This window comes from Pseudoclavibacter sp. VKM Ac-2888, assembly GCF_015351285.1.
GTDB lineage: Bacteria > Actinomycetota > Actinomycetes > Actinomycetales > Microbacteriaceae > Pseudoclavibacter.
In genome coordinates this window covers 344,956-367,995 of the sequence record NZ_JADKSM010000001.1, presented here as the reverse complement: position 1 = coordinate 367,995, position 23,040 = coordinate 344,956, and the positions used below count along the sequence as shown (strand labels likewise).

General features: G+C 67.7%; 20 protein-coding genes. 1 reads left to right on the top strand and 19 read right to left on the bottom strand.

What is annotated here, in order from left to right:
- The first annotated feature begins 15 nt into the window (after positions 1-15).
- Positions 16-600 carry a DUF3043 domain-containing protein gene (locus ITJ61_RS01725; RefSeq protein WP_181059337.1) on the top strand — a complete coding sequence of 195 codons (585 nt, stop codon included), beginning with the start codon at positions 16-18 and terminating at the stop codon, positions 598-600.
- 197 nt (positions 601-797) lie between these two features.
- Here ITJ61_RS01725 and ITJ61_RS01720 read toward each other — a convergent pair whose 3' ends face one another.
- The 19 genes from ITJ61_RS01720 to ITJ61_RS01630 form a co-directional block, all read right to left on the bottom strand.
- The gene (locus tag ITJ61_RS01720; protein WP_104241152.1) at positions 798-1,829 is read right to left on the bottom strand and encodes a quinone-dependent dihydroorotate dehydrogenase; all 1,032 of its coding nucleotides are present in this window, start codon (positions 1,827-1,829) and stop codon (positions 798-800) included.
- Positions 1,826-2,335 carry a transcriptional regulator NrdR gene (nrdR, locus tag ITJ61_RS01715; protein ID WP_104241151.1) on the bottom strand — a complete coding sequence of 170 codons (510 nt, stop codon included), beginning with the start codon at positions 2,333-2,335 and terminating at the stop codon, positions 1,826-1,828. Before nrdR ends, ITJ61_RS01720 begins: the two co-directional genes overlap by 4 nt.
- Positions 2,335-3,639: a histidinol dehydrogenase gene (hisD, locus tag ITJ61_RS01710; protein ID WP_194685299.1), complete on the bottom strand. Its 1,305-nt coding sequence runs from the start codon at positions 3,637-3,639 to the stop codon at positions 2,335-2,337. The genes nrdR and hisD overlap by 1 nt, the downstream gene beginning before the upstream one ends.
- Positions 3,640-3,702: 63 nt before the next feature.
- Positions 3,703-7,212 carry a DNA polymerase III subunit alpha gene (dnaE, locus tag ITJ61_RS01705; protein WP_104241149.1) on the bottom strand — a complete coding sequence of 1,170 codons (3,510 nt, stop codon included), beginning with the start codon at positions 7,210-7,212 and terminating at the stop codon, positions 3,703-3,705.
- A gap of 76 nt (positions 7,213-7,288) precedes the next feature.
- Positions 7,289-8,215, bottom strand: coding sequence for an RluA family pseudouridine synthase (locus tag ITJ61_RS01700; protein ID WP_104241148.1), 927 nt, complete (start codon positions 8,213-8,215; stop codon positions 7,289-7,291).
- Positions 8,215-8,766 carry a signal peptidase II gene (gene lspA / locus ITJ61_RS01695; RefSeq protein ID WP_258063115.1) on the bottom strand — a complete coding sequence of 184 codons (552 nt, stop codon included), beginning with the start codon at positions 8,764-8,766 and terminating at the stop codon, positions 8,215-8,217. Before lspA ends, ITJ61_RS01700 begins: the two co-directional genes overlap by 1 nt.
- 10 nt (positions 8,767-8,776) lie before the next feature.
- The gene (locus tag ITJ61_RS01690; protein ID WP_104241147.1) at positions 8,777-9,523 is read right to left on the bottom strand and encodes a DivIVA domain-containing protein; all 747 of its coding nucleotides are present in this window, start codon (positions 9,521-9,523) and stop codon (positions 8,777-8,779) included.
- A gap of 306 nt (positions 9,524-9,829) precedes the next feature.
- Positions 9,830-10,114, bottom strand: coding sequence for a YggT family protein (locus tag ITJ61_RS01685; protein ID WP_104241146.1), 285 nt, complete (start codon positions 10,112-10,114; stop codon positions 9,830-9,832).
- A 118-nt stretch (positions 10,115-10,232) separates the two neighbouring features.
- Positions 10,233-10,739, bottom strand: a complete 507-nt coding sequence (locus tag ITJ61_RS01680) for a cell division protein SepF (RefSeq protein WP_104241145.1) — start codon at positions 10,737-10,739, stop codon at positions 10,233-10,235.
- 33 nt (positions 10,740-10,772) lie between these two features.
- Positions 10,773-11,489, bottom strand: a complete 717-nt coding sequence (locus ITJ61_RS01675) for a YggS family pyridoxal phosphate-dependent enzyme (RefSeq protein WP_104306583.1) — start codon at positions 11,487-11,489, stop codon at positions 10,773-10,775.
- 7 nt (positions 11,490-11,496) lie between these two features.
- Entirely contained in the window at positions 11,497-12,723 is a 1,227-nt protein-coding gene (ftsZ, locus tag ITJ61_RS01670; RefSeq protein WP_104241143.1) for a cell division protein FtsZ, read from the bottom strand.
- 253 nt (positions 12,724-12,976) lie between these two features.
- A complete protein-coding gene (locus tag ITJ61_RS01665; RefSeq protein ID WP_104299061.1) occupies positions 12,977-13,699 on the bottom strand; it encodes an FtsQ-type POTRA domain-containing protein in 723 nt (240 codons plus the stop codon).
- The gene (gene murC / locus ITJ61_RS01660; RefSeq protein ID WP_194685298.1) at positions 13,696-15,105 is read right to left on the bottom strand and encodes a UDP-N-acetylmuramate--L-alanine ligase; all 1,410 of its coding nucleotides are present in this window, start codon (positions 15,103-15,105) and stop codon (positions 13,696-13,698) included. The genes ITJ61_RS01665 and murC overlap by 4 nt, the downstream gene beginning before the upstream one ends.
- A gap of 89 nt (positions 15,106-15,194) precedes the next feature.
- Positions 15,195-16,280, bottom strand: a complete 1,086-nt coding sequence (locus ITJ61_RS01655; RefSeq protein ID WP_104299062.1) for a UDP-N-acetylglucosamine--N-acetylmuramyl-(pentapeptide) pyrophosphoryl-undecaprenol N-acetylglucosamine transferase — start codon at positions 16,278-16,280, stop codon at positions 15,195-15,197.
- Positions 16,277-17,506 carry a putative lipid II flippase FtsW gene (gene ftsW / locus ITJ61_RS01650; protein ID WP_104299063.1) on the bottom strand — a complete coding sequence of 410 codons (1,230 nt, stop codon included), beginning with the start codon at positions 17,504-17,506 and terminating at the stop codon, positions 16,277-16,279. The genes ITJ61_RS01655 and ftsW overlap by 4 nt, the downstream gene beginning before the upstream one ends.
- Positions 17,466-18,977, bottom strand: coding sequence for a UDP-N-acetylmuramoyl-L-alanine--D-glutamate ligase (murD, locus tag ITJ61_RS01645; protein ID WP_104241138.1), 1,512 nt, complete (start codon positions 18,975-18,977; stop codon positions 17,466-17,468). The genes ftsW and murD overlap by 41 nt, the downstream gene beginning before the upstream one ends.
- On the bottom strand, positions 18,974-20,071 hold the full coding sequence (mraY, locus tag ITJ61_RS01640) for a phospho-N-acetylmuramoyl-pentapeptide-transferase (RefSeq protein ID WP_104241137.1): 1,098 nt from the start codon (positions 20,069-20,071) through the stop codon (positions 18,974-18,976). The genes murD and mraY overlap by 4 nt, the downstream gene beginning before the upstream one ends.
- Positions 20,068-21,486 (bottom strand): UDP-N-acetylmuramoyl-tripeptide--D-alanyl-D-alanine ligase, encoded by a 1,419-nt coding sequence (locus ITJ61_RS01635; protein WP_104306576.1) that lies wholly within the window; start codon positions 21,484-21,486, stop codon positions 20,068-20,070. Before ITJ61_RS01635 ends, mraY begins: the two co-directional genes overlap by 4 nt.
- 4 nt (positions 21,487-21,490) lie before the next feature.
- On the bottom strand, positions 21,491-23,023 hold the full coding sequence (locus ITJ61_RS01630) for a Mur ligase family protein (protein ID WP_194685297.1): 1,533 nt from the start codon (positions 23,021-23,023) through the stop codon (positions 21,491-21,493).
- Positions 23,024-23,040 lie beyond the last annotated feature (17 nt).

The window sequence follows — 23,040 nt, the reverse complement described above, 5'->3', positions numbered from 1 at the left end:
TTCTTGAGAGGCATCATGTCGAAGCACGAGTCCAAGAGCGCCGAGACAGTGTCGCTTCCCGCGAAGAGTCCGGCCAAGAAGCAGCAGCCGACCCCCACGAGGCGCGAGCGCGAGGCGCAGAACCTGCGTCCCCTCGTCCCCGAAGACCGCAAACAGGCCAAGCGCGAGATGCAGGCGAAGGTGCGCATCGAGCAGGCCAAGGCACGTGAGGGGCTCGCCAAGGGCGACGACCGCTACCTCCGTCCCACCGAGCGCGGCCCGCAGAAGCGCTTCATGCGCAACTACATCGATGCGCGGTACTCGATCGGCGAGCTCCTGCTCCCGATGATGTTCCTCGTCATCTTCGCCACCTTCATCCCGAGCCAGTCCGTCGGCATCTGGGCCATGAGCTTCATCTGGGCCTTCCTCGCCGTCTGCGTGCTCGAGGCCGTCATGATCGCGAACATCATCAAGCGACGCATCGCCGCGGTCGTCGGCAAGGACAAGGTCGAGAAGGGCATCATGATCGGCACGATCGCCCGGAGCCTGCAGCTTCGCGTCATGCGCATGCCGAAGTCGCAGGTCAAGCGCGGCGCGAAGATCGAGTTCACGGGCAAGTAGCCCTCGCCGGGACGGGCCTGCTCGTCTGCAGGACTCAGAAACCACAGGAACTCGACACCGCAAAAAACTCGAAGGCCCGAACGGTATTCCGCTCGGGCCTTCGCTGTTTCACAATCTAGACCTGCTCGGGGCCCAGCAGGTGTCAGCTGCCTGAGAATCGCGAAGACGGCACGATCTGCGAGCAGCGAGGCCCGGGCTCAGCGCCTCAGGCGCGCGAGCCCCCTGTTGATGCTGGCTGCCCAGCCGGGGCCGGCATAGAGGAACTCCGTGTACCCCTGCACGAGCGTCGCGCCGGCGTCGAGACGCCGCTGCACTTCGGCGGCGTCGGCGACACCTCCGACGGAGATGATGCAGAGGCGGTCCCCCGCCGTCTCTTTGACGGTGCGCAGCACCTCGAAGGAGCGTTCCGTGAGCGGGCGTCCAGAGAGGCCTCCTGCGCCGAACGCCTCGACGACCCGCGAGGATGTGCGCAGCCCCGACCTCGAGATCGTCGTGTTCGCGGCGATGACGCCAGCGAGCCCCTCGTCGATGGCCAGCTGCGTCACTTCGCGGATCTCGCCGTCCGTGAGGTCTGGTGCGATCTTGACCAGCAGCGGCACGTCTGGCGCAGCCTCACGGGCTGCCCGCAGGATGGGCGTGAGGGACTCGAGCGACTGCAGGCTGCGCAGGCCTGGCGTGTTCGGCGATGAGACGTTGACGACCAGGTAGTCGGCGACGTCCTTCACCGCCGATGCGGCTGCGGCGTAGTCGAGGTGCGCATCCTCTGCTTCGGTGGTCTTGTTCTTGCCGATGTTGACGCCGACGATGACGGTGCGGTTTCGGCGAGCCGCGATGTTCGCCGCCGCGAGCTCGGCGCCCCGGTTGTTGAAGCCCATGCGGTTGATGAGCGCGCCATCTGCGACGAGCCTGAAGAGGCGTGGGCCGGGATTCCCCGGCTGTGGGCGCGGCGTGACCGTGCCGACCTCGACGTGCCCGAAACCGAGGGCCGCAAGCCCGTCGATGTCTTCCGCGTCCTTGTCGAATCCTGCTGCGAGACCGAACGGCGATGCGAAGCGAAGTCCCATCGTCTCGACCGCCAGTGACTCGCCGGGGGCCGTGAACGTCGACGTCACCCTGGCCGGGATGCGACGCCCGAGAGTCCTGATGACGCCCGACGCGAGGGCGTGGGCACGCTCCGTGTCCATCTTCGACAGCACGTGGGTGAAGAGCAGGCGGTACGCGGCGTTCATCTGACCTCTTCCTCGATGGTGGGCTCGCCGTCGGCAGACTCCGTGGCGTACTGCGCCCTGATGCCGTCCTCGTGCATCTGCTCGATGGCGGCTCGGAAGTCATCGAGGCTAGCGAAGCCCTGGTAGACGCTCGCGAACCTCAGGTACGCGACATCGTCGAGCTCGCGCAGCGGTGGCAGGATCGCGAGCCCGATGTCGTTGGCCTCGATCTGGGAAGCCCCCGTCGACCTGATGCTCTCCTCGACCCGCTGGGCCAGCAGAGCGAGATCGGTGTCGGTGACGGGCCTCCCCTGGCATGCCTTGCGCACGCCGGCGACAACCTTGTCTCTCGAGAAGGACTCGACGACGCCATTGCGCTTGATCACCGCGAGGCTCGCCGTCTCGGTCGTCGAGAAACGGCGACCGCATTCGGGGCACTGCCGCCTGCGACGGATCGCGAAGCCGTCGTCGCTGGTCCGCGAGTCGATGACCCTCGAGTCGGGGTGCCGGCAGAATGGGCAGTGCATCAGCTGAACCTCGCCGTCACTGCTTCGCCGTGCGCGGGCAGGTCCTCAGCTTCGGCGAGCGCCACGACGTGGCCGCTCACCGTCCGCAGGGCTTCTCGGTCATAGCGGATGACCTGCTGCGGCCGCAGGAACGTGTGTGCCCCGAGGCCGGGCGTGTGGGCGGCCTGCCCTCCCGTCGGGAGCACGTGGTTCGAACCAGCGAGGTAGTCGCCGAGGCTCACGGGCGAGTTCGCCCCCATGAAGATCGCACCGGCGTTGTGGAGCGTCGCGAGCACGGCCTCCGGCTCACGGGTCTGCACTTCGAGGTGCTCGGGTGCGTACGCGTTCGAGACCACGGCCCCAGCGGCGAGGTCGTCGACGAGGATGAGCGCGGACTGGCGTCCGCCGAGCGAGGTGCGGACCCGTTCGGCGTGCTTCGTGGACGCGGCTCTGGCGGCGACACGCTCGAGCACTCGTTCGGCCCACTCGGGGTCCGGCGTGACGAGGAGGGCCGAGGCGAGTTCGTCGTGCTCGGCCTGGCTGACGAGGTCGGCGGCGACGTGGTCGGGATCCGCCGAGTCGTCCGCGAGCACGAGGATCTCGGTGGGTCCGGCCTCGGAGTCGATGCCCACGAACGACTGCACGATGCGCTTCGCAGCCGCCACGTAGACGTTGCCAGGGCCCGTGATGACCTCGACGGGCTCGAGGCCGATGTCCGGGACGCCGTGTGCCAGCGCACCGATCGCGCCGGCCCCGCCCATGGCGTAGACCTCCGTGATGCCGAGCAGGCCAGCCGCACCGAGAATCGTCGGGTGGACGCTCCCGCCGAATTCGCGCTGAGGCGGCGACGCGATGGCGATGGATCTCACCCCGGCGGCCGCGGCCGCGCAGACGTTCATGACGACGCTCGACGGATACACGGCCTTGCCGCCTGGCACGTACAGGCCCACTCGGGCGACGGGGTGCCAGCGGAGCTCGACGATGGCGCCATCGCCGAGCGCCGTCACACGCGGCGCGGGGACCTGAGCCGCGGATCCGGCCCGCACCCGCTCGATCATGGCCTCCAGACCGGCGCGAACCCGAGGGTCGAGGCCAGCCGTCGCTTCGTCGATGTCCTCCTGGGGGACCCGCAGATGGGGCGGCTCGACGCCGTCGAGGCGAAGGGCCTGCTCCCGCAGGGCGGCACCGCCTTCGTCACGGACCGCGGAGATGAGCTCCGCTGCGGTGCCGAGGGCGCGCGTCACGTCGAGCTCGGCACGAGGGAGGATGTTCCGAAGCTCGGAGGCGCTGAGCGCAGAACCACGCAGATCGATGAGTTGCATCATGGTTTCTCCATCGTAGTCAGGCAGGAGGAAGTGCCGTCGCGACAGCAACGGCCGAGGTGGGCGCTACTCCAGGCAGCTCGGCCCGAGGAGCGCCTTGAGCTCCCCGTAGAGGTCCTGCGTGATGCGCACGCGGTGCGGCAGCTCGAAGCGGCGGATGACACCGGGAGTTCGCAGCCTGAGCCGTACCTCGCTCTCGCCCGAGTGCCGCCGCAGCACCTTGCCGAGCGCATCCACGACGGGCTCGGTGGCGCGCGTGTCCGGGATCGTGAGCGTCAGGGTGCCGGCGTCCTCGGCCGCGGAGATCTTCGGCAGGGTCAGACCCTGCGCGTGGAGGTTCATGCCGTCGTCTCTCTTCGAGACACGGCCCTTGACGGCCACGATCACGTCGCCCTGGAGCTGCGTCTGGAACTCCTGGTAGGTCTTGCCCATGAACATCACGGTCATGGTGCCGCCGAAGTCCTCGACCTCGATCATGCCGTATGGGTTGCCCGAGTTGCGGGCGACCCGGTGCTGCACGCTCGTGATGAGGCCAGCGATCGTCACCTGGGAGCCGTCTTCGAGGTTCTCGGCCTGCGTGAGGTCGAGGATGCTCGTCGTCGCGAGCTTCGCGAGGTCGCGCTCGAGACCCGCGAGCGGATGGTCGGACACGTAGAGCCCGAGCATGTCGCGCTCGAAGGCGAGCTTGTCTCTGCGGTTAAACTCGGGGCGGACGGGAACGTCGTCCTCCTCCGCCTCGAACTCGTCGAGTCCCGCGAACAGGTCGACCTGGCCGTGCGCCTCGTTCCGCTTCCGCGAGACCGCGACGTCGATGGCGTTCTCGTGGACCTCGACGAGCGCGCGGCGGGTGTTGCCGAGCGAGTCGAACGCGCCCGCCTTGATGAGCGACTCGACGGTGCGCTTGTTCGCCACCGTCGTCGGCACCTTCTTCAGGAAGTCGTGGAAGGACGTGAACGCCGTCTTCGACTCCCTGGCCTTCTGGATCTCCTCGACCACGTTCGCGCCCACGTTGCGGACGGCGCCGAGGCCGAAGCGGATGTCCTCGCCGACCGCCGAGAAGTTGACGAAGGACTCGTTGACGTCCGGTGCGAGCACGGTGATGCCCATGCGGCGGCATTCGTTGAGGTACATGGCGAGCTTGTCGCGGGAGTCGCCGACGCTGGTGAGGAGGGCGGCCATGTACTCAGCCGGGTAGTGCGCCTTGAGGTAGGCGGTCCAATAGGAGACCACCCCGTAGGCCGCGGAGTGCGCCTTGTTGAAGGCGTAGTCGGAGAAGGGCAGCAGGATGTCCCAGAGCATCTTGACCGCTTCGTCGGAGAAGCCGTTCGCGTGCATGCCGCCCTGGAAGCCAGCGAACTGCTTGTCCAGCTCCGACTTCTTCTTCTTGCCCATCGCTCGACGCAGGATGTCTGCCTGGCCGAGGGAGAACCCCGCGACCTTCTGCGCGATGGCCATGACCTGCTCCTGATAGATGATCAGGCCGTAGCTGGTGGAGAGGATCTCCTTGAGGGGCTCCTCGAGCTGCGGGTGGATCGGCGTGATCTCCTGCTCGCCGTTCTTGCGCAGCGCGTAGTTGATGTGCGAGTTCGCGCCCATGGGGCCCGGGCGGTACAGCGCGATGACGGCCGAGATGTCCTCGAAGTTGTCGGGCTTGAGCAGACGCAGGAGCGATCGCATCGGGCCACCGTCGAGCTGGAACACGCCGAGCGTGTCTCCGCGGGTCAGCAGCTCGTAGGCGCCGACGTCGTCGAGTTCGAGATCTTCCAGAACGAGGTCGATGTCGCGGTTCGCCTTGATGTTGACCAGCGCGTCGCTCACGATCGTGAGGTTGCGCAGGCCGAGGAAGTCCATCTTGATCAGACCGAGGGACTCGCTCGCCGGGTAGTCGAACTGCGTGACGATCTGGCCGTCCTGCTCCCGCTTCATGATCGGGATGATGTCGATCAGCGGATCGCTCGACATGATCACGCCAGCCGCGTGCACGCCCCACTGGCGCTTGAGGTTCTCGAGGCCACTCGCCGTGTCGAAGACCTTCTTCGCGTCCGGGTTGCTCTCGATGAAGGCGCGCATCTCGGAAGCCTCCGAGTAGCGCTTGTGCTCCTTGTCGAAGATGCCGCTGAGCGGGATGTCCTTGCCCATGACGGCCGCCGGCATCGCCTTCGTGAGCTGGTCGCCCATGGAGAACGGGTAGCCGAGCACGCGCGACGCGTCCTTCAGGGCCTGCTTCGCCTTGATGGTGCCGTACGTCACGATCTGCGCGACGCGCTCCGAGCCGTACTTCTCGGTGACGTACTTGATGACCTCGGACCTGCGGCGATCATCGAAGTCGACGTCGAAGTCGGGCATGGAGACGCGGTCAGGGTTGAGGAAGCGCTCGAAGATGAGGCCGTGGCGCAGCGGGTCGAGGTCGGTGATGCCCATAGCGTAGGCGGCCATGGACCCAGCACCGGATCCACGGCCGGGGCCGACGCGGATGCCGTTGTCCTTCGCCCAGTTGATGAAGTCGGCGACGACGAGGAAGTAGCCGGGGAAGCCCATCTGGTTGATGACGCCGATCTCGTAGTCGGCCTGCTTGCGCACGTCGCTCGGGATCCCACCCGGGTAGCGCTTGCCGAGGCCGGTGTCGACCTCCTTGATGAACCAGCTGCTCTCCGTCTCGCCCTCTGGCACGGGGAAGCGCGGCATGTAGTTGGCGCTCTCGTCGAACTCCGCGGAGCAGCGCTCGGCGATGAGCAGCGTGTTGTCGCACGCCTCAGGGTGGTCGCGGAAGATGGCGCGCATCTCGGCGGCCGACTTGAGGTAGTACCCCGTGCCGGAGAACTGGAAGCGGTTCGGGTCGTCCATGGTCGACCCGGACTGGACGCAGAGGAGCGCAGAGTGGCTGTCGGCATCGTGCGAGTGCGTGTAGTGGAGGTCGTTCGTCGCGACCAGCGGAAGGCCGAGGTCCTTCGCGAGCTTGAGCAGGTCGGGCATGACACGGCGCTCGATGTCGATGCCGTGGTCCATGATCTCGCAGAAGTAGTTCTCCGCGCCGAAGATGTCTCGGAACTCCGCGGCTGCGGCGCGAGCTTCGTTGTACTGCCCGAGACGCAGCCTCGTCTGCACCTCGCCGGAGGGGCATCCGGTCGTCGCGATGAGGCCCTTCGAGTACGTGTTGAGCAGCTCGCGGTCCATGCGCGGCTTGAAGTAGTACCCCTCCATGGACGCGCGGCTCGAGAGCCGGAAGAGGTTGTGCATGCCCTGCGTCGTCTCGCTGAGCATCGTGATGTGCGTGTAGGCACCGGAACCGGAGACGTCGTCTCCCCCGCCGTTGCCCCACTTCACCCGAGTCCGGTCGCCGCGGTGCGTCCCCGGCGTCAGATAGGCCTCCGTGCCGATGATCGGCTTGATGCCGTGCTCCTTGGCTGCCTTCGCGAACTCGTAGGCGCCGAACACGTTGCCGTGGTCGGTCATCGCCACCGCGGGCATGCCCTGCTCGACAGCGGCCTTCATGAGCTCGCCGATCCGGGCTGCCCCGTCGAGCATCGAGTACTCGCTGTGGACGTGGAGGTGGGCGAACGAGTCTGCTGAAGGCAATGTCTCTCCGGGAAGAAGGGTGGATCGGCGCACCCATCTTAGATCGCCGGAGCGGGTCCGCGAGCGTGCCTGTGGACTACAGCTCGCCCTCGCGCAGCACCTCGAGCGAGTGCGCCAGGTCGTCGGGGTACTCGGTCGTGAACCGCACGGGCTCACCTGTTCTGGGGTGCGCGAACCCGAGCTCCTTCGCGTGCAGCCACTGGCGCTTGAGGCCGAGCTTCGCGGCGAGGATCGGGTCGGATCCGTAGAGCGGGTCGCCGATGCAGGGATGGCGCTGTGCGGCCATGTGCACGCGGATCTGATGTGTGCGCCCCGTCTCGAGGTGCACCTCGAGGAGGGCTCCACGACGGAACGCCTCCGTGGTCTCGTAGTGCGTGACGGAGGGCTTGCCCTCGCTCGTCACGGCGAACTTCCACGAGGACCCTGGGTGGCGCCCGATGGGGGCATCGATCGTTCCGGAGAGCGGATCAGGGTGGCCCTGGACGACCGCGTGGTAGACCTTGTCGACCTCGCGGTCGTGGAAGGCCTTCTTGAGCTGCGCGTATGCCAGCTCGCTCTTCGCGACGACCATGAGTCCGCTGGTGCCCGCGTCGAGGCGATGCACGATGCCCTGGCGCTCGGATTGCCCGGACGTCGAGATCGTGAAGCCCGCCGCTGCGAGCGCACCAAGGACCGTCGGCCCATCCCATCCGATCGATGGATGGGCTGCCACGCCGACGGGCTTGTCGATCACGACGAAGTCGTCCTCATCGTGCACGATCTTGAGGTCGGGCACCGCGATGGGCACGACTTCGACCGGCCCAGCCTGCTGCCATTCGACGGAGATGACGGAACCCGCCATCATCCGGTCGGACTTGCCGACCTGCTTGCCGTCGATCGTGATGCCGCCGGCTGCGGCGATGTCGGCCACCTGCGTCCTGCTGAGCCCGAGCAGCTTCGAGACTCCCGCGTCGACGCGGGCCCCCTCGAGGCCGTCTGGGATCGGGATCGTCCTGGATTGCATCACGCGTCCTTCTTCGCCTTTGGTCGGCGCTTGCCGTCGAATCCGATGTCGAACAGGGTGAGCAGCACGAACGCCGACATCCCCACGACGATGCACATGTCCGCGACGTTGTAGATCGCCGGCAGCATCCAGGGCGTGTAGATGAAGTCGATGACGTGACCGACACCGAAGCCCGGCTCGCGGAAGAGCCGGTCCCAGAGGTTGCCGAGCGCCCCGCCGAGCACGAGCCCGAAGACGGCGGCCCACAGCTTCGAACCCAGCTTCCTGGCCACGACGACGATGACGATCACCATGATGGTCGAGACGCCCGTGAAGATCCACGTCGAGCCTGCGGCGAAGGAGAAGGCCGCGCCGGGGTTCCTGACGAAATGCCATTGGAGGAATCCCCCGAGCACTTCGATGGTCTGGCCCTCGGTCATCGATCCGACGACGGCGGCCTTGCTGATCTGGTCGAGCGCAAACGCGCCGACGGCGACCGCGGCGAGCATCGCAAGAATGCGGATGCTCGGTCGCGATCGCCGTTCGGTGGTCTGCAGAGGTGTGTCCTCCACGTTCCGGTTGCTACTGGCCCGCTGGTGCGGAGCCTTCGAGGACGTCGCTGGCCTGACGGTTCAGGTCGTTGAGCTGTCCCTCGATGTAGGAGCGCAGGTTGTTGCGGTACTCGCGCTCGAAGATGCGGAGTTCCTCGATGCGAGCCTCGAGCTTCGTCTTGGTCTCCTCGAGGCGACCGAGGGTCTCGCGTTCCTTGGCCTCGGCCTCGGTGACGATCGTGCGGGCACGACCCTCGGACTCGGCCGTGATCTCGCGGGCACGCTTCTCGCTGTCGCCCTCGATCTGACGGGCGCGGGTCTCGGACTCGGCGACGATCTCTCGTGCACGGGTCTCGCCCGTTGCGATGATCTCGTCGCGCTTGCGGGTTCCCTCTTCGACGTGCTCGTCGTGGAGGCGACGGGCGAGCGCGATGAGCGAGCTGCTCGTCTCGGCCTCGTCTTCGCCCTGCGCGACGACGGGTGCGGGAGCTGCGGGCTGAGCGAGCGGAGCGATGGGCTCCGGCTCGGGCTCGGGCGCTGCCTCGACCTCGACGCTGGGCTCCTCGACCGGGGCGGGAGCGGCTGCGGCCGGCGCGTGATCGGCGCGGGCCTGTGCCTCTTCGAGCTGCTGACGAAGCTGCTCGTTCTCCCCCACGAGGCGGCGCATCTCTGCAACGACCTCGTCGAGGAAGTCGTCGACCTCATCTTGGTCGTACCCCTCGCGGAACTTGGTCTGCTGGAAGCGTTTGTTGATGACGTCCTCAGGAGTGAGTGCCATGTCGGCCACCTTTCGACTCTCTCTGCGATTGGTCTGTATCTGGTATAGACACTGAGTTTTACTTCAAGACTCTGGGCCTGACTTCAAGACATTGGATCTTGCTTCAAGACACTGGGTCTGACTTGACAACACTAGCGTTGCACAGGTGTGCGCGCAGAACGTTGCTGTGCTGCACAGCACATAGGTCACATTACGGCACTTGGGTCCCGCGCGTCACATTCTGCCGGGAAAGTCGGCATTGACCTCGTGGAATACGCCGATTCCGGCCATCCACGGGGCAGAACCGGGACCGGACGGCAGCCGCGCTCAGAGGAGACGGACGAGATTCGACGTGATGACGAGGGCGAACATCACGATGATCCAGGCGAGGTCGAGCGCGATGTTGCCGATGCGGAGCGGCGGGACGACCTTCCGAACCGCACGGAGGGGCGGGTCGGTCAGCGAGTACACGCCTTCGCAGAGCACGAGGACGAAGCCCTTCGGCTTCCAGCGCGGGGCGAACATGCGCGCGTAGTCGAGGATCAGCCGCCCCCACATCACCATGATGTAGAGGCCGATGATGAAGCCGAGGATCGCGCCGAGGATGTTCATTCGTTTCCTGAGATGTTGTCGCGCAGACACGGCGACGGTGCACCCACTGGATGCACCGTCTCACCGTTCGCGCGAATGCGGGCCGGTCCGCCTGGCGGCAGAGCCTGACTGGATGGGGCTACTGGAAGAACGAGGCTTCCTTCTCCGCCTCGAGCTTGCTCGACTCGCCGTGGACGGCGATGTGCTGCGGAGAGAGCAGGAAGACCCGGCTCGTCACGCGCTCGATCTTGCCATACAGGCCCTGAGAAAGTCCGCTCGCGAAGTCGATGAGGCGACGGGCTTCAGCCTCGTCCATCTCCGAGAGGTTCATGATGACCGGGACGCCATCGCGGAAGTTCTCGGCGATGACCTGCGCGTCTTTGTTGTAGGCCTTCGGGTGGACCGTGAGGATCTCGTTCATTTCCGCCATCGCCGGGGTCGAAGTGTGCTTGGGAGCTTTGGTGATCGGAGTCACTGGCGCCGGCTTGGGGCGCTCGGTGACCACCGGGGAGAGCTGCGGCGAGGGGGCCGCCGTTGGCGACTGCCTCTGCTGCTGCTGCGCCTGGGGCGTCTCGTCGTGCAGATTCTGCTCGTCTTCGTCAGCAAGGCCCAGGTAGACCATGGCATTGCGCAGCGGGTTGGCCATTGTGCTCCTCCGTGTGTTCGGCGTGCGTCCACGCTACGTCCGGTCGGGGCGCTTTCCCGTGATTGCCGCGCCGATCCTTAGGTGTGTCGCACCGTTTTCGATGGCTTCCCTGAAATCGTTCGACATGCCCATCGAGAGTGCGGTGGCAGCTGGCGCAAGCGCCTGGATGCGCTGGCCCAGTTCCCTGAGCTCGCCGAAGGATGCGCGCGGCTCCTCCCCCAGCGGGGCGACGCACATGAGGCCCTGCAGCTCGAGGGTCGGAGTGCGGAGCACGTGCTCGACGAGCGCGTCGAGCTCGTCGGGCTGGACGCCACCCCGGGTGGCGTCTGGCGTCATGTTGACCTGCACGAAGACGGGCAGCGGCCGCTCGCGCTCGATCGTCGACAGGGCGTCGACGAGGCCCGCGCGGTCGATCGAGTGCACGGCATCCGCGTACTGGGCGATCTGCCTGGCCTTCTTCGTCTGGATCTGACCGACGAAGTGCCACTCGAGCTCGGCGCGGCCGGCGAGCGCCTCGGCCTTGTCTCTCGCCTCCGGATGCCTGCTCTCCGCGAAGCGGCGCAGTCCGAGGTCGATGAGCTGGGCCACGAGCTCTGGACCGTGGAACTTGGTGACCGGGATGAGGGTGACCTCGGCGACGTCCCGGCCCGCGGCACTGCAGCTCTCGCCGATGGCCGCCTGGATCGCCGAGAGGCGCTCGGCCAGCGTCGAATGACCCTGGCCGAGCGCCTCCACTGCGTGCTCTGGCATGTGCGCCCTACTTGAGGAAGTCCGGGACGTCGAGGATGTCCTCGGCGTCGTCGTACGCCGCCTCTGGCTCGCGGCGCGGAGCGATCGTGGGAGCCTCAGCCGTCGACCAGGACGGGGCCTGCGCTACGGGGACCGGGGCCTGGACGGGCTCCCGTTCGATGGGCGCCGCGGGGGCCGATGCGACTGCGGCAGCAGCAGCGCCGAGCCCGATCGCTCCGGTATTCGCCTGCTGCACGGGAGCCGCGGCGACCGCCGGGGCCGCCTGCTGCTCCTGGATCGTCTTGGGCTCGCCACCGGCGAAGCCTGCGGCGATGACCGTCACGCGCACCTCATCGCCGAGGGTGTCGTCGATGACGGCACCGAAGATGATGTTGGCCTCCTGGTGGACGGCCTCCTGCACGAGCTTGGCGGCGTCGTTGATCTCGAAGATGCCGAGGTTGGAGCCACCCTGGATCGACAGCAGGACGCCGTGGGCACCCTCGATGCTCGCCTCGAGCAGAGGTGAGGCCACGGCGAGCTCTGCGGCCTTGATGGCACGGTCCGCGCCTCGGGAGGAGCCGATGCCCATGAGGGCGGAGCCGGCACCCTGCATGACCGACTTCACGTCGGCGAAGTCGAGGTTGATGAGGCCAGGAGTCGTGATGAGGTCGGTGATGCCCTGCACACCGGCGAGCAGCACCTGGTCTGCCGTGGAGAACGCCTCGATCATCGAGATTCCGCGGTCGCTGATCTCCAGGAGACGGTCGTTGGGCACGACGATGAGGGTGTCGACCTCTTCCTTCAGTGTCGCAACGCCCTGCTCGGCCTGCTGCATGCGGCGGCGACCCTCGAAGCTGAAGGGCTTCGTGACGACACCGATCGTGAGGGCGCCGATCGACTTGGCGATGCGGGCGACGACCGGAGCGCCACCCGTTCCGGTGCCTCCGCCTTCTCCCGCGGTCACGAAGACCATGTCGGCGCCGGCGAGCGCCTGCTCGATCTCCTCGGCGTGGTCCTCGGCGGCACGGCGTCCGACCTCTGGGTCGGCTCCCGCTCCGAGCCCACGGGTGAGCTCGCGGCCAACGTCCAGCTTGACGTCGGCGTCGCTCATGAGCAGCGCCTGAGCATCGGTGTTGATCGCGATGAACTCGACGCCACGGAGGCCGAGCTCGATCATGCGGTTGACTGCATTGACGCCGCCGCCGCCGATGCCGACGACCTTGATGACGGCGAGGTAGTTGTTGGTGTTCGACACGTGTCCGGCCCCTCGTTGGCGTGTGGTGTGGATGAAGTACGGAGTGCACACCTCGGCGAGAAGCCCGAGAGCTTCAACCTCTACTTGAAGCTCAGAGATATGCGGTTTCCTGATTGCTTGCTTCGACGCTAGGTCGCGAAGCCCGCACGATCCGTGCAGTCCGCAGGTGTGTTGCGTTTTGCGCGGCGAATGACCGTGAGTCGCTTCAACCCCCACTTGAAGGTTTCCCCGTGACCGCCACCGCGGGCTCGCATCAGCGGGTGACGGGTGTCTCCGGACTCGACACGTCGTAGCTCGAGATGGACTGCTCGGCTGTCGCCGCGACGAGAGCCGCGAGCACCTCGGCCTTGCGGTCGGACTCCTCGGCGCTCCCCCAGACGACCTCCGCGCCGCTTCGCATCGTGAGGCGGACGTCGTCGATGCTCTTGGCCGTGACCGCAGCCACTCCGGAGCGGAACTCGACGGGAAGCGCGAGCGAGACCGCGGCTGCCGACGCGAACGCCTCGGAGTCGACTCCCTGCCCGTCGAGCTCGAGGGTGGGAATGTCGGCGGCGGGTTCCGGCTGCGTCCACAGCACGACTCCCGCTGCGTCCATGACGTCGTAGCCTGCCGGCACCTGGACGGTACCGATCGGGGAGCGCTCGACGATCGTCACGACGAGCCTGCTCGGAGGTTCGACTCGAATCGAGTAGCTCTGCACCAGCACGTAGGACTGCAACCGGGTCTCAACGTCCTCGTTCGTGACGAGGGCGAGCGGCTGGCCGTTGAGATCGGCGAGGGATGCGTCGACCTGCGCCTTGTCGACGCGCTCGGCGCCGGACACGACGATCTCCCGCACGGACATGATGGGGCTGTAGACGGCGACCGCCACGAACGCCACGAGGGCGGCGAGGGCCGCCGCGATCCAGAGCAGGATGCGACGACGCCGTCGCGCGCGCCAGGTGAATCGGCGCGCCTCGTCGCCGAGCACGCTCACGACTGGCCTTGCTCCTTCGCGCCGAGCGCGTCGAGGAGCTGGGGCACGATGAGGTTGACGTCGCCGCAGCCGAAGGTGATCACGAAGTCGCCGTCGCGGGAGATCTGGGCCACAGTGTCGGCAGCATCCTGCCAGTCGGGGCGATAGGCGACCTTGCTCTGGTCGACGAAGGCGTTCTCCACCAGGGCCCCGGTGACGCCCTCGATCGGGTCCTCCCGAGCCCCGCACACGTCGAGCACGACGGTCTCGTCGGCGAGGCGCTCGTAGACCTCGGCGAACACGTCGCTCATCGCCAGCGTGCGCGAGTAGAGGTGGGGCTGGTGGACGGCGATGAGGCGGCCGGAGCCGACGACGGTGCGAGCCGCGGAGAGCGCTGCCTCGACTTCGGCCGGGTGGTGGGCGTAGTCGTCGTAGACGCTGACACCGTTCACCGTGCCGTGCAGCTCGAAACGGCGCTTGGTGCCTCCGAACTCCGAGAGCGCGTCGAGGACGGCGGCGGGCTCGAAGCCGAGCTGCACGAGGACGACGAACGCGCCGGTCGCGTTCAGCGCGTTGTGGACGCCGGGCACGTGCAGGAGCGCCGGGTAGTCGACGCCCTGCCAGGTGACGGTGAACCGGGTCTCCCCGCCCTCGGACGCGATGTCGGAGACGCGCGCGTCGGCCGACGGAGCCTGGCCGAAGGTCAGGATGCGGTCGTGGGAGAGCTTCCCGGTCAGCTCGACGGCGAGCAAGTCGTCGCTCGAGATGACGACGGCCTCGGTGGCGGCGTCTGCGAACTGGACGAACGCGGCCTCGAAGGCCTCGACGGTGCCGTAATGGTCGAGGTGGTCGTTGTCGACGTTCGTGATGAGCGCGATCGCCGTGTCGTAGAACAGGAAGGACCCGTCGGACTCGTCCGCCTCGACGACGAACGCCTCACCGGAGCCCACCGCGGAGCTCGTGCCGAGCGCCGAGATGATGCCGCCGTTCACGAAGCTCGGGGAGGCATCGAGCGCGTCCAACGCCGTGACGACCATGCCGGTCGACGTGGTCTTACCGTGTGCGCCTGCGACCGAGACGAGACGGCTTCCGCGCGTCAGCCAGACGAGTGCCTGCGAGCGGTGCAGGACGTTGAGTCCGCGCTGCTTCGCCAGGACGAGCTCCGGGTTGTCTGGCCAGAGGGCGCTCGTCACGACGATGGTGTCGGCGTCGCCGAGGTGCTCGGCGGCGTGCCCGATCTCCACCCGGGCTCCGCGTTCGCGAAGCTCCCTGGTCGCGTAGTTCTCGGTGCGATCGCTGCCGGAGACGGTGAGGCCACGGTCGAGCATCATGCGTGCGATGCCGCTCATGCCCGAGCCGCCGATGCCGATGAAGTGCACCGCGCCGATCTCATCGGGGATCTGCGCGGTGGCGTCTGGATTGATCATCTCTGCTCCTGGGTTCGCTCGGTCTTCGAGCTGCGCGGCGTATGCCACGTCGATGGTCGAGGGTACTCCGCCTGACCGAGGTGGGAAATCTAGCGCCCCTGAGGGCTCCGCAGCGCCTCGTCGAGGAGCGTGACGACGCGAGCAGCGCCGTCCCGCTGCGCGGACGCGAGGGTCGCGGCCTCCATGCGAGCGCGGCGCTCGTCGTCGCGAGCGAGCGCGAGGAGCTCTTTCGACGCCCACTCCGGGGAGAAGTCGCCGTCGGTCACGCGGAGGGCGCCGCCGGCAGCGAGCACCGAGCGGATGTTGATCGTCTGGTGATCACCCGTGGCCGCGGGGTACGGCACGTAGACGGCTGGGAGTCCGACGACGCCGAGTTCGCTGACCGTCGAGGCGCCAGCGCGGGCGACGACCAGGTCGGCGGCCGCGAAGGCCAGATCCATTCGGTCGCAGTACTCGAGGACGTGGTAGCCGTCGAGCTCGTCGTGCTCGAACTTGGATAGCCCGCCGACGAGGTGAAGGACCTGCCACCCCTCCGCGATCAGCTCGGGCACCACGGCCCTCACCGTCTCGTTGACGCGCCTCGCACCGAGCGAGCCACCGGTGACGAGGAGGGTGCGGCGTGCCGGGTCGAGTCCGAAGAATTCGACGGCCTCGCTCCGCTTCGCCGCACGATCGAGGTGCTCGATCTCGGCGCGCAGGGGCATGCCGACGGTCACGGCCCCACGGAGCGGGGTGCCGTCGAAAGCCACGCCGACCCGCTTCGCCCAGCGCGCGCCGAGCTTGTTCGCCATGCCGGGGAGCGCGTTCGCCTCGTGCACGACGATCGGCACTCGCCCCCGGGCGGCCAGGTAGGCGGGAGCGGCCGCGTAGCCGCCGAACCCTGCGACCGCATCGATGTCGTGCTCGACGAGCATGCGCCGGACGGAGGAGACGGTTTCGCGAAGCCGCGGCAGGAACGTGAGCACCTGCGCGTTCGGGCGTCGCGGGAACGGCAGCTTCGGGATGGTCAGGAGCTCGTATCCGCGGGCTGGCACGAGGCGCGCTTCGAGCCCTTCCTTCGTGCCGAGGACGAAGATCTTGGATTCCGGGTCACGGGCGCGCAGCGCATCTGCGACTGCGAGGAGTGGGTTGACGTGGCCGGCCGTGCCGCCTCCGGCGAGCAGGTAGTTGGTCACGTGCGTGACTCCGATCTCTTCGGGTTGCGGGCGATCGACAAGACTATGCCAATCGCGAAGAGTGTCGTGATGAGCGCGGAACCACCGGAGGAGACGAGCGGGAGCGGCACGCCGAGCACGGGGAGGAAGCCGATGACCACGGCGATATTCACGAAGGCCTGGAAGACGATCCAGGTCAGCACTCCGCCGACGATCGTCTTCGCGGTCCAGTCGCTCGCCTCGTGGTAGATGCGCACGAGCACGACGGCGAGCAGGACGAAGAGCCCGATCACCACGATCGCGCCGACGAGCCCGAGCTCTTCGCCGATGATCGCGAAGATGAAGTCGTTGTCGGCCTCAGGCAGCCACGACCACTTGGCCTTCGAGTTCCCGAGGCCGGAGCCGAAGAGGCCACCGGCGGCCAGCGCATAGAGGCCGTGGGCGCTCTGCCACCCCCACGACTCGTAGTCGACGTCGCCGCCGAAGAAGTTGGTGATGCGGGCCATGCGGTTGTCGCTGAAGACCGACATCAGCACCGCCCCGGCCACGGCGACGGCGAGAGCCAGCAGGAGGTATCTGGTTGCAACTCCCCCGAAGTACAGCGCACCGAGCACAAGCGCCCCGACCACGATGATGGTGCCGAGGTCCTTGCTCAGGAGCATGATCCCGAAGCAGAGGAGCAGGACGGGCACGATCGGGACCGCGACCTCCTTGCCGATGTGGAGCTTGCCCTGCTTGCGGCCGATGATGAGACCGAGCCAGAGCACAAGGGCGACCTTGACGACCTCCGCCGGCTGCATCGTCGTGAAGCCGAGGTTGATCCAGGCCCGGTTGCCGTTGATGTCCACGCCGATGGGCGTGAAGACGAGCGCCTGGAGGATGATGGCGACGGCGAGCGCGGCCCACGCCGACCTCTTCCAGAAGCTGAGGGGCATCCGGGATGCGAAGAGCATGAGCGGGATGCCGAGCGCCGCGAACGTCGCCTGGCTCACGAACCGTGACGAGACCGCGTTCCCTCCCGCGAATTCCTCGACCGAGGAGCTCGAGAGCACCATGACGATGCCGAAGGCGACGAGGAACAGCGTGATGGACAGCAGGAGCACGAAGTTCCTGTTGACGCCGCGGATGCGCTTGCCGAGGGAGACGACGACGGCGGTCGAGGAGCTCTTGCGGGCGGGCGCGGTGCGGGCGCTCGAGCCGCCAGGACTACTCGGGGGTGCGGTCCGGGGAGCCTTCTGTCTCGGCATGCAGGCCCCCTTCAAGATGCGACGCGACGGCCAGCGCGAATCGCTGACCACGGTCGCTGTAACTCACGAACTGATCCATGGAGGCGGCCGCCGGTGCGAGCAGCACGGTGTCCCCGTCCTGCGCGAGCCGAGCGGCTTCCGCCACGGCACGACTCATGATGGAGTCAGTTTCGCTCACGTCGATCTCGATGAAGGTGACCTGGGGCGCGTGTTGCGCGAACGCGTCGACGACCTCGGAGCGCGAGGCTCCGAGCACGACGGCGCCCCGCAGCCGCCCTGCATGCTTCGCGACGAGGGGTGCGATGTCGACACCCTTCAGGAGCCCGCCGACCAGCCAGACGACGCTGCGGTGAGCGGCGAGGGAGGCATCGGCCGCGTGCACGTTCGTGGCCTTGGAATCATCGACCCACAGGACGCCAGAGCGCTCGGCGAGGACCTCGTGGCGGTGCCGGTCGACGGAGAACGTCGAGAGCGCAGCCGAGATGGCGGAGACGGGAACACCGACCGCGCGGACGAGAGCGGCGGCCGCCAGCACGTCTTCGACGAGGTGCTTCGAGGAGAGCCCGCGCAGGCGCAGCTCATCCAGCGTCGTCAGCTCGAGCGCGGTGCGCGCTCGATCATCGAGGAACGCGCGGTCGACGAGGATGCCGTCGACGACACCGAAGTCGCTGGGGCCGGGCACATCCGTGCCGAAGCCGATCGCACGGCATCCCTCGATGACGTCGGCCGCCTCGACGAGATCCAGCGTGGCCTCGTCGCCCTTGTTGTAGACGCAGGCGATCTGGGCACGCTCGTAGACGCGCCCCTTCGCTGCTCGATAGGCCTCGGCTCCGCCGTGCCAGTCGAGATGATCGTCCGCGATGTTGAGGACGACGGCCGCGTGCGCCGACATCGAGTGCAGCGAGTGCAGCTGGAAGCTCGAGAGCTCGACGACGAGCAGCTGGAACTCTGCCGGGTCCCTGAGCACGTCGAGGACCGGCACGCCGATGTTGCCGCACGGCGCGGTGCGGATGCCAGCGGCGAGCCCCATGTGCGCTGCGAGCTGGGTGGTCGTCGTCTTGCCGTTCGTGCCGGTGACGGCGAGCCACGGCGCCGCCTCCCCGAACTTGTCGCGAAGCCGCCAGGCGAGCTCCACGTCCCCCCAGAGCGGAACGCCGAGCGCTTCAGCCGCCGCGATGAGCGGGTGGCTCGGCGCGAAGCCGGGAGACGCGACCACGAGGTCGGCGCCGAGGCCCCGCAGCGCCTCGACCGCGACGTCGTCGCTCTCGGCGATCGTGACGGGGACGTCGAGGACGTCGAGGATGCGCTCGCGCTCCTCGTCGTGGGACTGGGCGATGACGTGCGGCCTCGCACCGAGTTCGGTGAGGGTGTCGGCGACCGAGAACCCGGTCTTGCCGAGTCCGAGCACTGCGACGGCGACGCCGTTCCAGTCGTCGTGCCAGCTTCGCAGCGCCTCGATGTCGCGGGTCACGTCGTGACCCCCCACTCCGCGTAGAAGAGGCCGATGCCGAGCGCGGCGCACAGCCCCGCGATGATCCAGAACCTGACGACCACCGTCGTCTCAGCCCAGCCCTTCAACTCGAAGTGGTGGTGGATCGGGCTCATGAGGAAGATGCGCTTCCCCTTGGTGAGCTTGAAGTAGATGCGCTGCACGATGACGGATCCGGTCGTCATGACGAACAGCCCGCCGATGAGGACGAGGAGCAGCTCGGTCCGGGTGATGATGGCGAAGGCGGCGATGGCACCACCCAAGCCGAGCGAGCCGGTGTCGCCCATGAAGATCTGCGCAGGCGAGGTGTTCCACCAGAGGAAGCCGATGAGGGCTCCCGCGATGCCGGCCGCGACGATCGCGACGTCGAGGGGCGCGTACGCCGTGTAGCACGCCGACTCGAGCGACTCCGCGAGACGCTCGGTCCCGCAGGCCTGGTTGAACTGCCAGTAGGCGATGATGCCGTACGAGCCGATCGAGATGATCGAGGCCCCCGTGGCGAGGCCGTCGAGGCCGTCCGTCACGTTGACGGCGTTCGACGTGCTCGTCGTGATGACGACGATCCAGATGATGAGCGCGATCGTTCCCGCGACGGCGCCGAGCGCCATGAAGTCGATGGGCAGGTCGCGGATGAACGAGATGTGCGTGGAGATGACCGGCACGCCGTCGTTGTTGCGGAACTGGAGGCCGACCACCGCGAAGAGCCCGGCGACGACGACCTGGCCGACGATCTTCGACCATCCGCCGAGGCCGAGCGACTGCTGCTTGCGCACCTTGAGGAAATCGTCGATGAAGCCGATGACGCCGAGGCCGACCATCATGCCGAGGATGAGGAGTCCCGCGGCCGTGACCTGGTCGCCCGTCGCGAGCGTCGCCGCGAAGTACGCGAGCACCGACCCCACGATGAAGACGATGCCGCCCATCGTCGCGGTGCCCCGCTTCGAGTGGTGGGCCTGGGGCCCGTCCTCTCGGATGAACTGACCCCACTCGAGGCGATGGAAGAGCCGGATGAAGAGCGGCGTCATGAAGAGCGTGAACGCCAGCCCGACGCCCCCGGCAATAAGGATCGCTATCACGCGAAGTGCCCCCTGAGGTGCTCGGCGAAACGGTCCCCAAGGTGTCGGAGGCCCGCTGAGTTCGAAGACTTGACGAGCACGAGGTCACCAGGGCGGGTCTCCCGCACGAGGAGCTCGTAGGCCTCGTCCATGGACTCGACGAAGATGGACTCGCCGTCCCAGGAACCCTGGGCGATGGCGCCGAGGTGGAGCGCGCGCGCGTCACGGCCGACGACGATGAGCTGATCGATGCCGAGGCGGACCGCGAGGAGTCCGAGGCGGTCGTGCTCCTCGATCGACGCGTCGCCGAGCTCGCTCATGGCGCCGAGCACCGCGACCGTGCGCGACCCCGTCGGCGCGATCTGCGCGATGGTCTTCAGCGCAGCGGCCATGGAGTCCGGGCTCGCGTTGTACGCGTCGTTGATCAGGTTGACCTGGCCAGAGTGCTGGAGCTCCATGCGCCACTGTTCAGCGCGGGTGACGCGCTCGAGCGCGTCGCGGATCTCGGTCGCCGGAACTCCCTGCGTGTGGGCTGCGGCTGCCGCGGCGAGCGCGTTGGTGACGTGATGCTCCCCGATGACCCCGAAGCGCACCAGGACGGCGTCCTCTTCGGGCAGGTGCAAGGTGAACTGGGTGCCGGCGAGGCTCGTCGAGACGTCGCTCGCACGCACATCCGCTCGAGCTCCCCTGCCGAACCAGAGGACGTCGGCCTCGGTCTTGTCGGCCATCGAGGCGACCCGGCCGTCGTCGGCGTTCAGCACGGCGGTGTCGCCGGCGACGAGGCCCTGCACCATCTCGGTCTTCGAGGTCAGCGTCACCTCGATGCCGCCGAACTCGCCGGCGTGGGCGAGGCCGACCGTGAGCACGATCCCGACGTCGGGCTTGGCCATCGCGATGAGCCGGCTGATCTCGCCGGGTGCGCTCGCACCCATCTCGGCGATGAGGGTCTGCGTGCCCTCGGTCAGCTTGAGGAAGGTGAGCGGGGCTCCGACCTCGTTGTTGAAGCTGGCGACGGGGGCGACGGTCTCCCCTCGAGCCGAGAAGATCTCGCGGAGGAGGTTCTTGGTCGTCGTCTTGCCGTTGGATCCGGTCACGGCGATCGTCGTGAGCTCGCCGCGGGCCTTGACGCGGGTCACGACCGCTGTGGCGAGACGCCCGAGCGCGAGGACGGCGTCATCGACGACGACCTGGGTGACGGGGAGGTCGAGGATGCGCTCGACGAGCAGGAGAGCGGCTCCGTTCTCGACCGCCTTCGGCGCGAAGAGGTGTCCGTCGGTGAACTCGCCCGGCTTGGCGACGAAGATATCGCCGGTTCGGATGAGCCGAGAGTCGGTGTCGACGGTCCCGGAGAAGACGCTCTCGAGGGTGTCGCCTGCCGCCGGTCGGGCTTCTCCCCCGGTGATCTCTGCGATCTCGCGAAGTCGGAGTTCGATCATCCGCTCACCACCCTGCTTCCCTGAGCGCCGCTCTGGCCTCTTCTCGTGCCGAATACTGGATCTTCTTGCCCGCGACCTCGGTGTAGCTCTCGTGGCCCGGACCGGCAACGAGGATAGTGTCCTCTGCGCCCGCAAGCGAAACCGCCTTGCGCAGACCGAGGCTCGCGTCGGCGATCTCGTAGAGCTCGCGTTCGGGGTGGCTCGACCTGGCGCTCTCGACGAGGACGCGTCGGATCTCGTCCGGGTCCTCGGTGCGGGGGTTGTAGTCGGTGATGATGACGACGTCGCTGCCTGCGGCGGCGACTCGCGCCATCTCGGGCCGCTTCGTCCGGTCGCGGTCGCCGTCGGCACCGAAGACCATGAAGAGGCGTCCCGTCGTCATCGCGCGAAGCGCGCCGAGCGTCTGCTCGAACGCGTCCGGGGTGTGCCCGTAGTCGACGTACAGGCGAGGGCCTCGCTCACCGGAGACCAGTTCGAGGCGCCCAGGCACGAAGGCGTCGATGCCGCCGTCGCGCTCGAGCACCTCGGCGATCTCGCCGAGGTCGTAGCCGGACTCGACGAGCATCGCGATCGCAAGTCCCGCGTTGGCCGCAGAGAACCAGCCGGGCATCGGGATGCTCGTGTGCAGGACCCGGTCATCTGGGCTCGTGAGCGTGAAGCTCGTGTTGCCTCCGCTGGAGTCGGTGACGACCAGGTTCCAGTCGGCGTCGGTCCCTGGCTTGGAGGAGATGGTCGTGACGGGGATGCGGGAGTCCTCGACGACGCGCGCGCCCCACTCGGAGTCGAGCGACACGACGCCGCGTCGAGCGCGCTCCGGCGTGAAGAGCTTGAGCTTCTCGCCGAAGTAGGCGTCGAAGTCGACGTAGTCGTCGAGGTGGTCGTGCGAGAGGTTGATGAAGCCGACGACGTCGAACTCGATGCCGTCGACCCGGTGCCTCGTGATGGCCTGCGCGGAGACCTCGATGCTGGCCGCGTGGACGCCGACCTCGCGCATGCGGGCGAGCAGCGCGTGCAGCTCGCTGGCTTCTGGCGTCGTCAGGCTCGCCTCGATGCGCTCTTCGCCGATGCGGCGCTCGACCGTCGTGGTGAGGCCGGTGACGACCCCCAGCTGCAGCAGGAGGCCGTCGAGGATGTAGACGACGGACGTCTTCCCGTTGGTTCCCGTGACGCCGAAGAGCTTCGGCTGGTCCGGGTCGGTGCGGTAGATCCACGCGGAGACGTCGCCGAGCGCGAGACGCGGCTCCTCGGTCACGAGGACCGGTACTCCGAGGTCGCCGGCCAGCTCGGCCCCGGCGGCGTCGGTGAGGACAGCGACGGCGCCGGCCTCGGCCGCGTTCGCGGCGTAGCTGGCTCCGTGCACGCGAGCACCGGGGAGCCCCACGTACAGGTCTCCGGCTTCGACGTCCAGTGATGAGATGGAGACGCCGGTCACCTCGACCTGGTCGACGCCTTCTGGGGCGTCGAGTCCGAAGTGCGCGCACAGCTCGGAGAGCGAGCGCGGCACTGGGTGGGATGGACGAATGCTTGCTGCGGGCATGACTTCCTGTGCAGTAG

Bases quoted from the DNA above. Each gene is read 5' to 3' on its own strand.
- murC (WP_194685298.1), bottom strand. From the start codon at position 15,105: ATGATCAATCCAGACGCCACCGCGCAGATCCCCGATGAGATCGGCGCG.
- ITJ61_RS01675 (WP_104306583.1), bottom strand. From the start codon at position 11,489: ATGCCAGAGCACGCAGTGGAGGCGCTCGGCCAGGGTCATTCGACGCTG.
- ITJ61_RS01725 (WP_181059337.1), top strand. From the start codon at position 16: ATGTCGAAGCACGAGTCCAAGAGCGCCGAGACAGTGTCGCTTCCCGCG.
- ftsW (WP_104299063.1), bottom strand. From the start codon at position 17,506: ATGCCGAGACAGAAGGCTCCCCGGACCGCACCCCCGAGTAGTCCTGGC.
- nrdR (WP_104241151.1), bottom strand. From the start codon at position 2,335: ATGCACTGCCCATTCTGCCGGCACCCCGACTCGAGGGTCATCGACTCG.
- ITJ61_RS01680 (WP_104241145.1), bottom strand. From the start codon at position 10,739: ATGGCCAACCCGCTGCGCAATGCCATGGTCTACCTGGGCCTTGCTGAC.
- ITJ61_RS01690 (WP_104241147.1), bottom strand. From the start codon at position 9,523: ATGGCACTCACTCCTGAGGACGTCATCAACAAACGCTTCCAGCAGACC.
- ITJ61_RS01630 (WP_194685297.1), bottom strand. From the start codon at position 23,023: ATGCCCGCAGCAAGCATTCGTCCATCCCACCCAGTGCCGCGCTCGCTC.
- ITJ61_RS01700 (WP_104241148.1), bottom strand. From the start codon at position 8,215: ATGCAATCCAGGACGATCCCGATCCCAGACGGCCTCGAGGGGGCCCGC.
- ITJ61_RS01720 (WP_104241152.1), bottom strand. From the start codon at position 1,829: ATGAACGCCGCGTACCGCCTGCTCTTCACCCACGTGCTGTCGAAGATG.
- hisD (WP_194685299.1), bottom strand. From the start codon at position 3,639: ATGATGCAACTCATCGATCTGCGTGGTTCTGCGCTCAGCGCCTCCGAG.
- ITJ61_RS01635 (WP_104306576.1), bottom strand. From the start codon at position 21,486: ATGATCGAACTCCGACTTCGCGAGATCGCAGAGATCACCGGGGGAGAA.
- ITJ61_RS01685 (WP_104241146.1), bottom strand. From the start codon at position 10,114: ATGAACATCCTCGGCGCGATCCTCGGCTTCATCATCGGCCTCTACATC.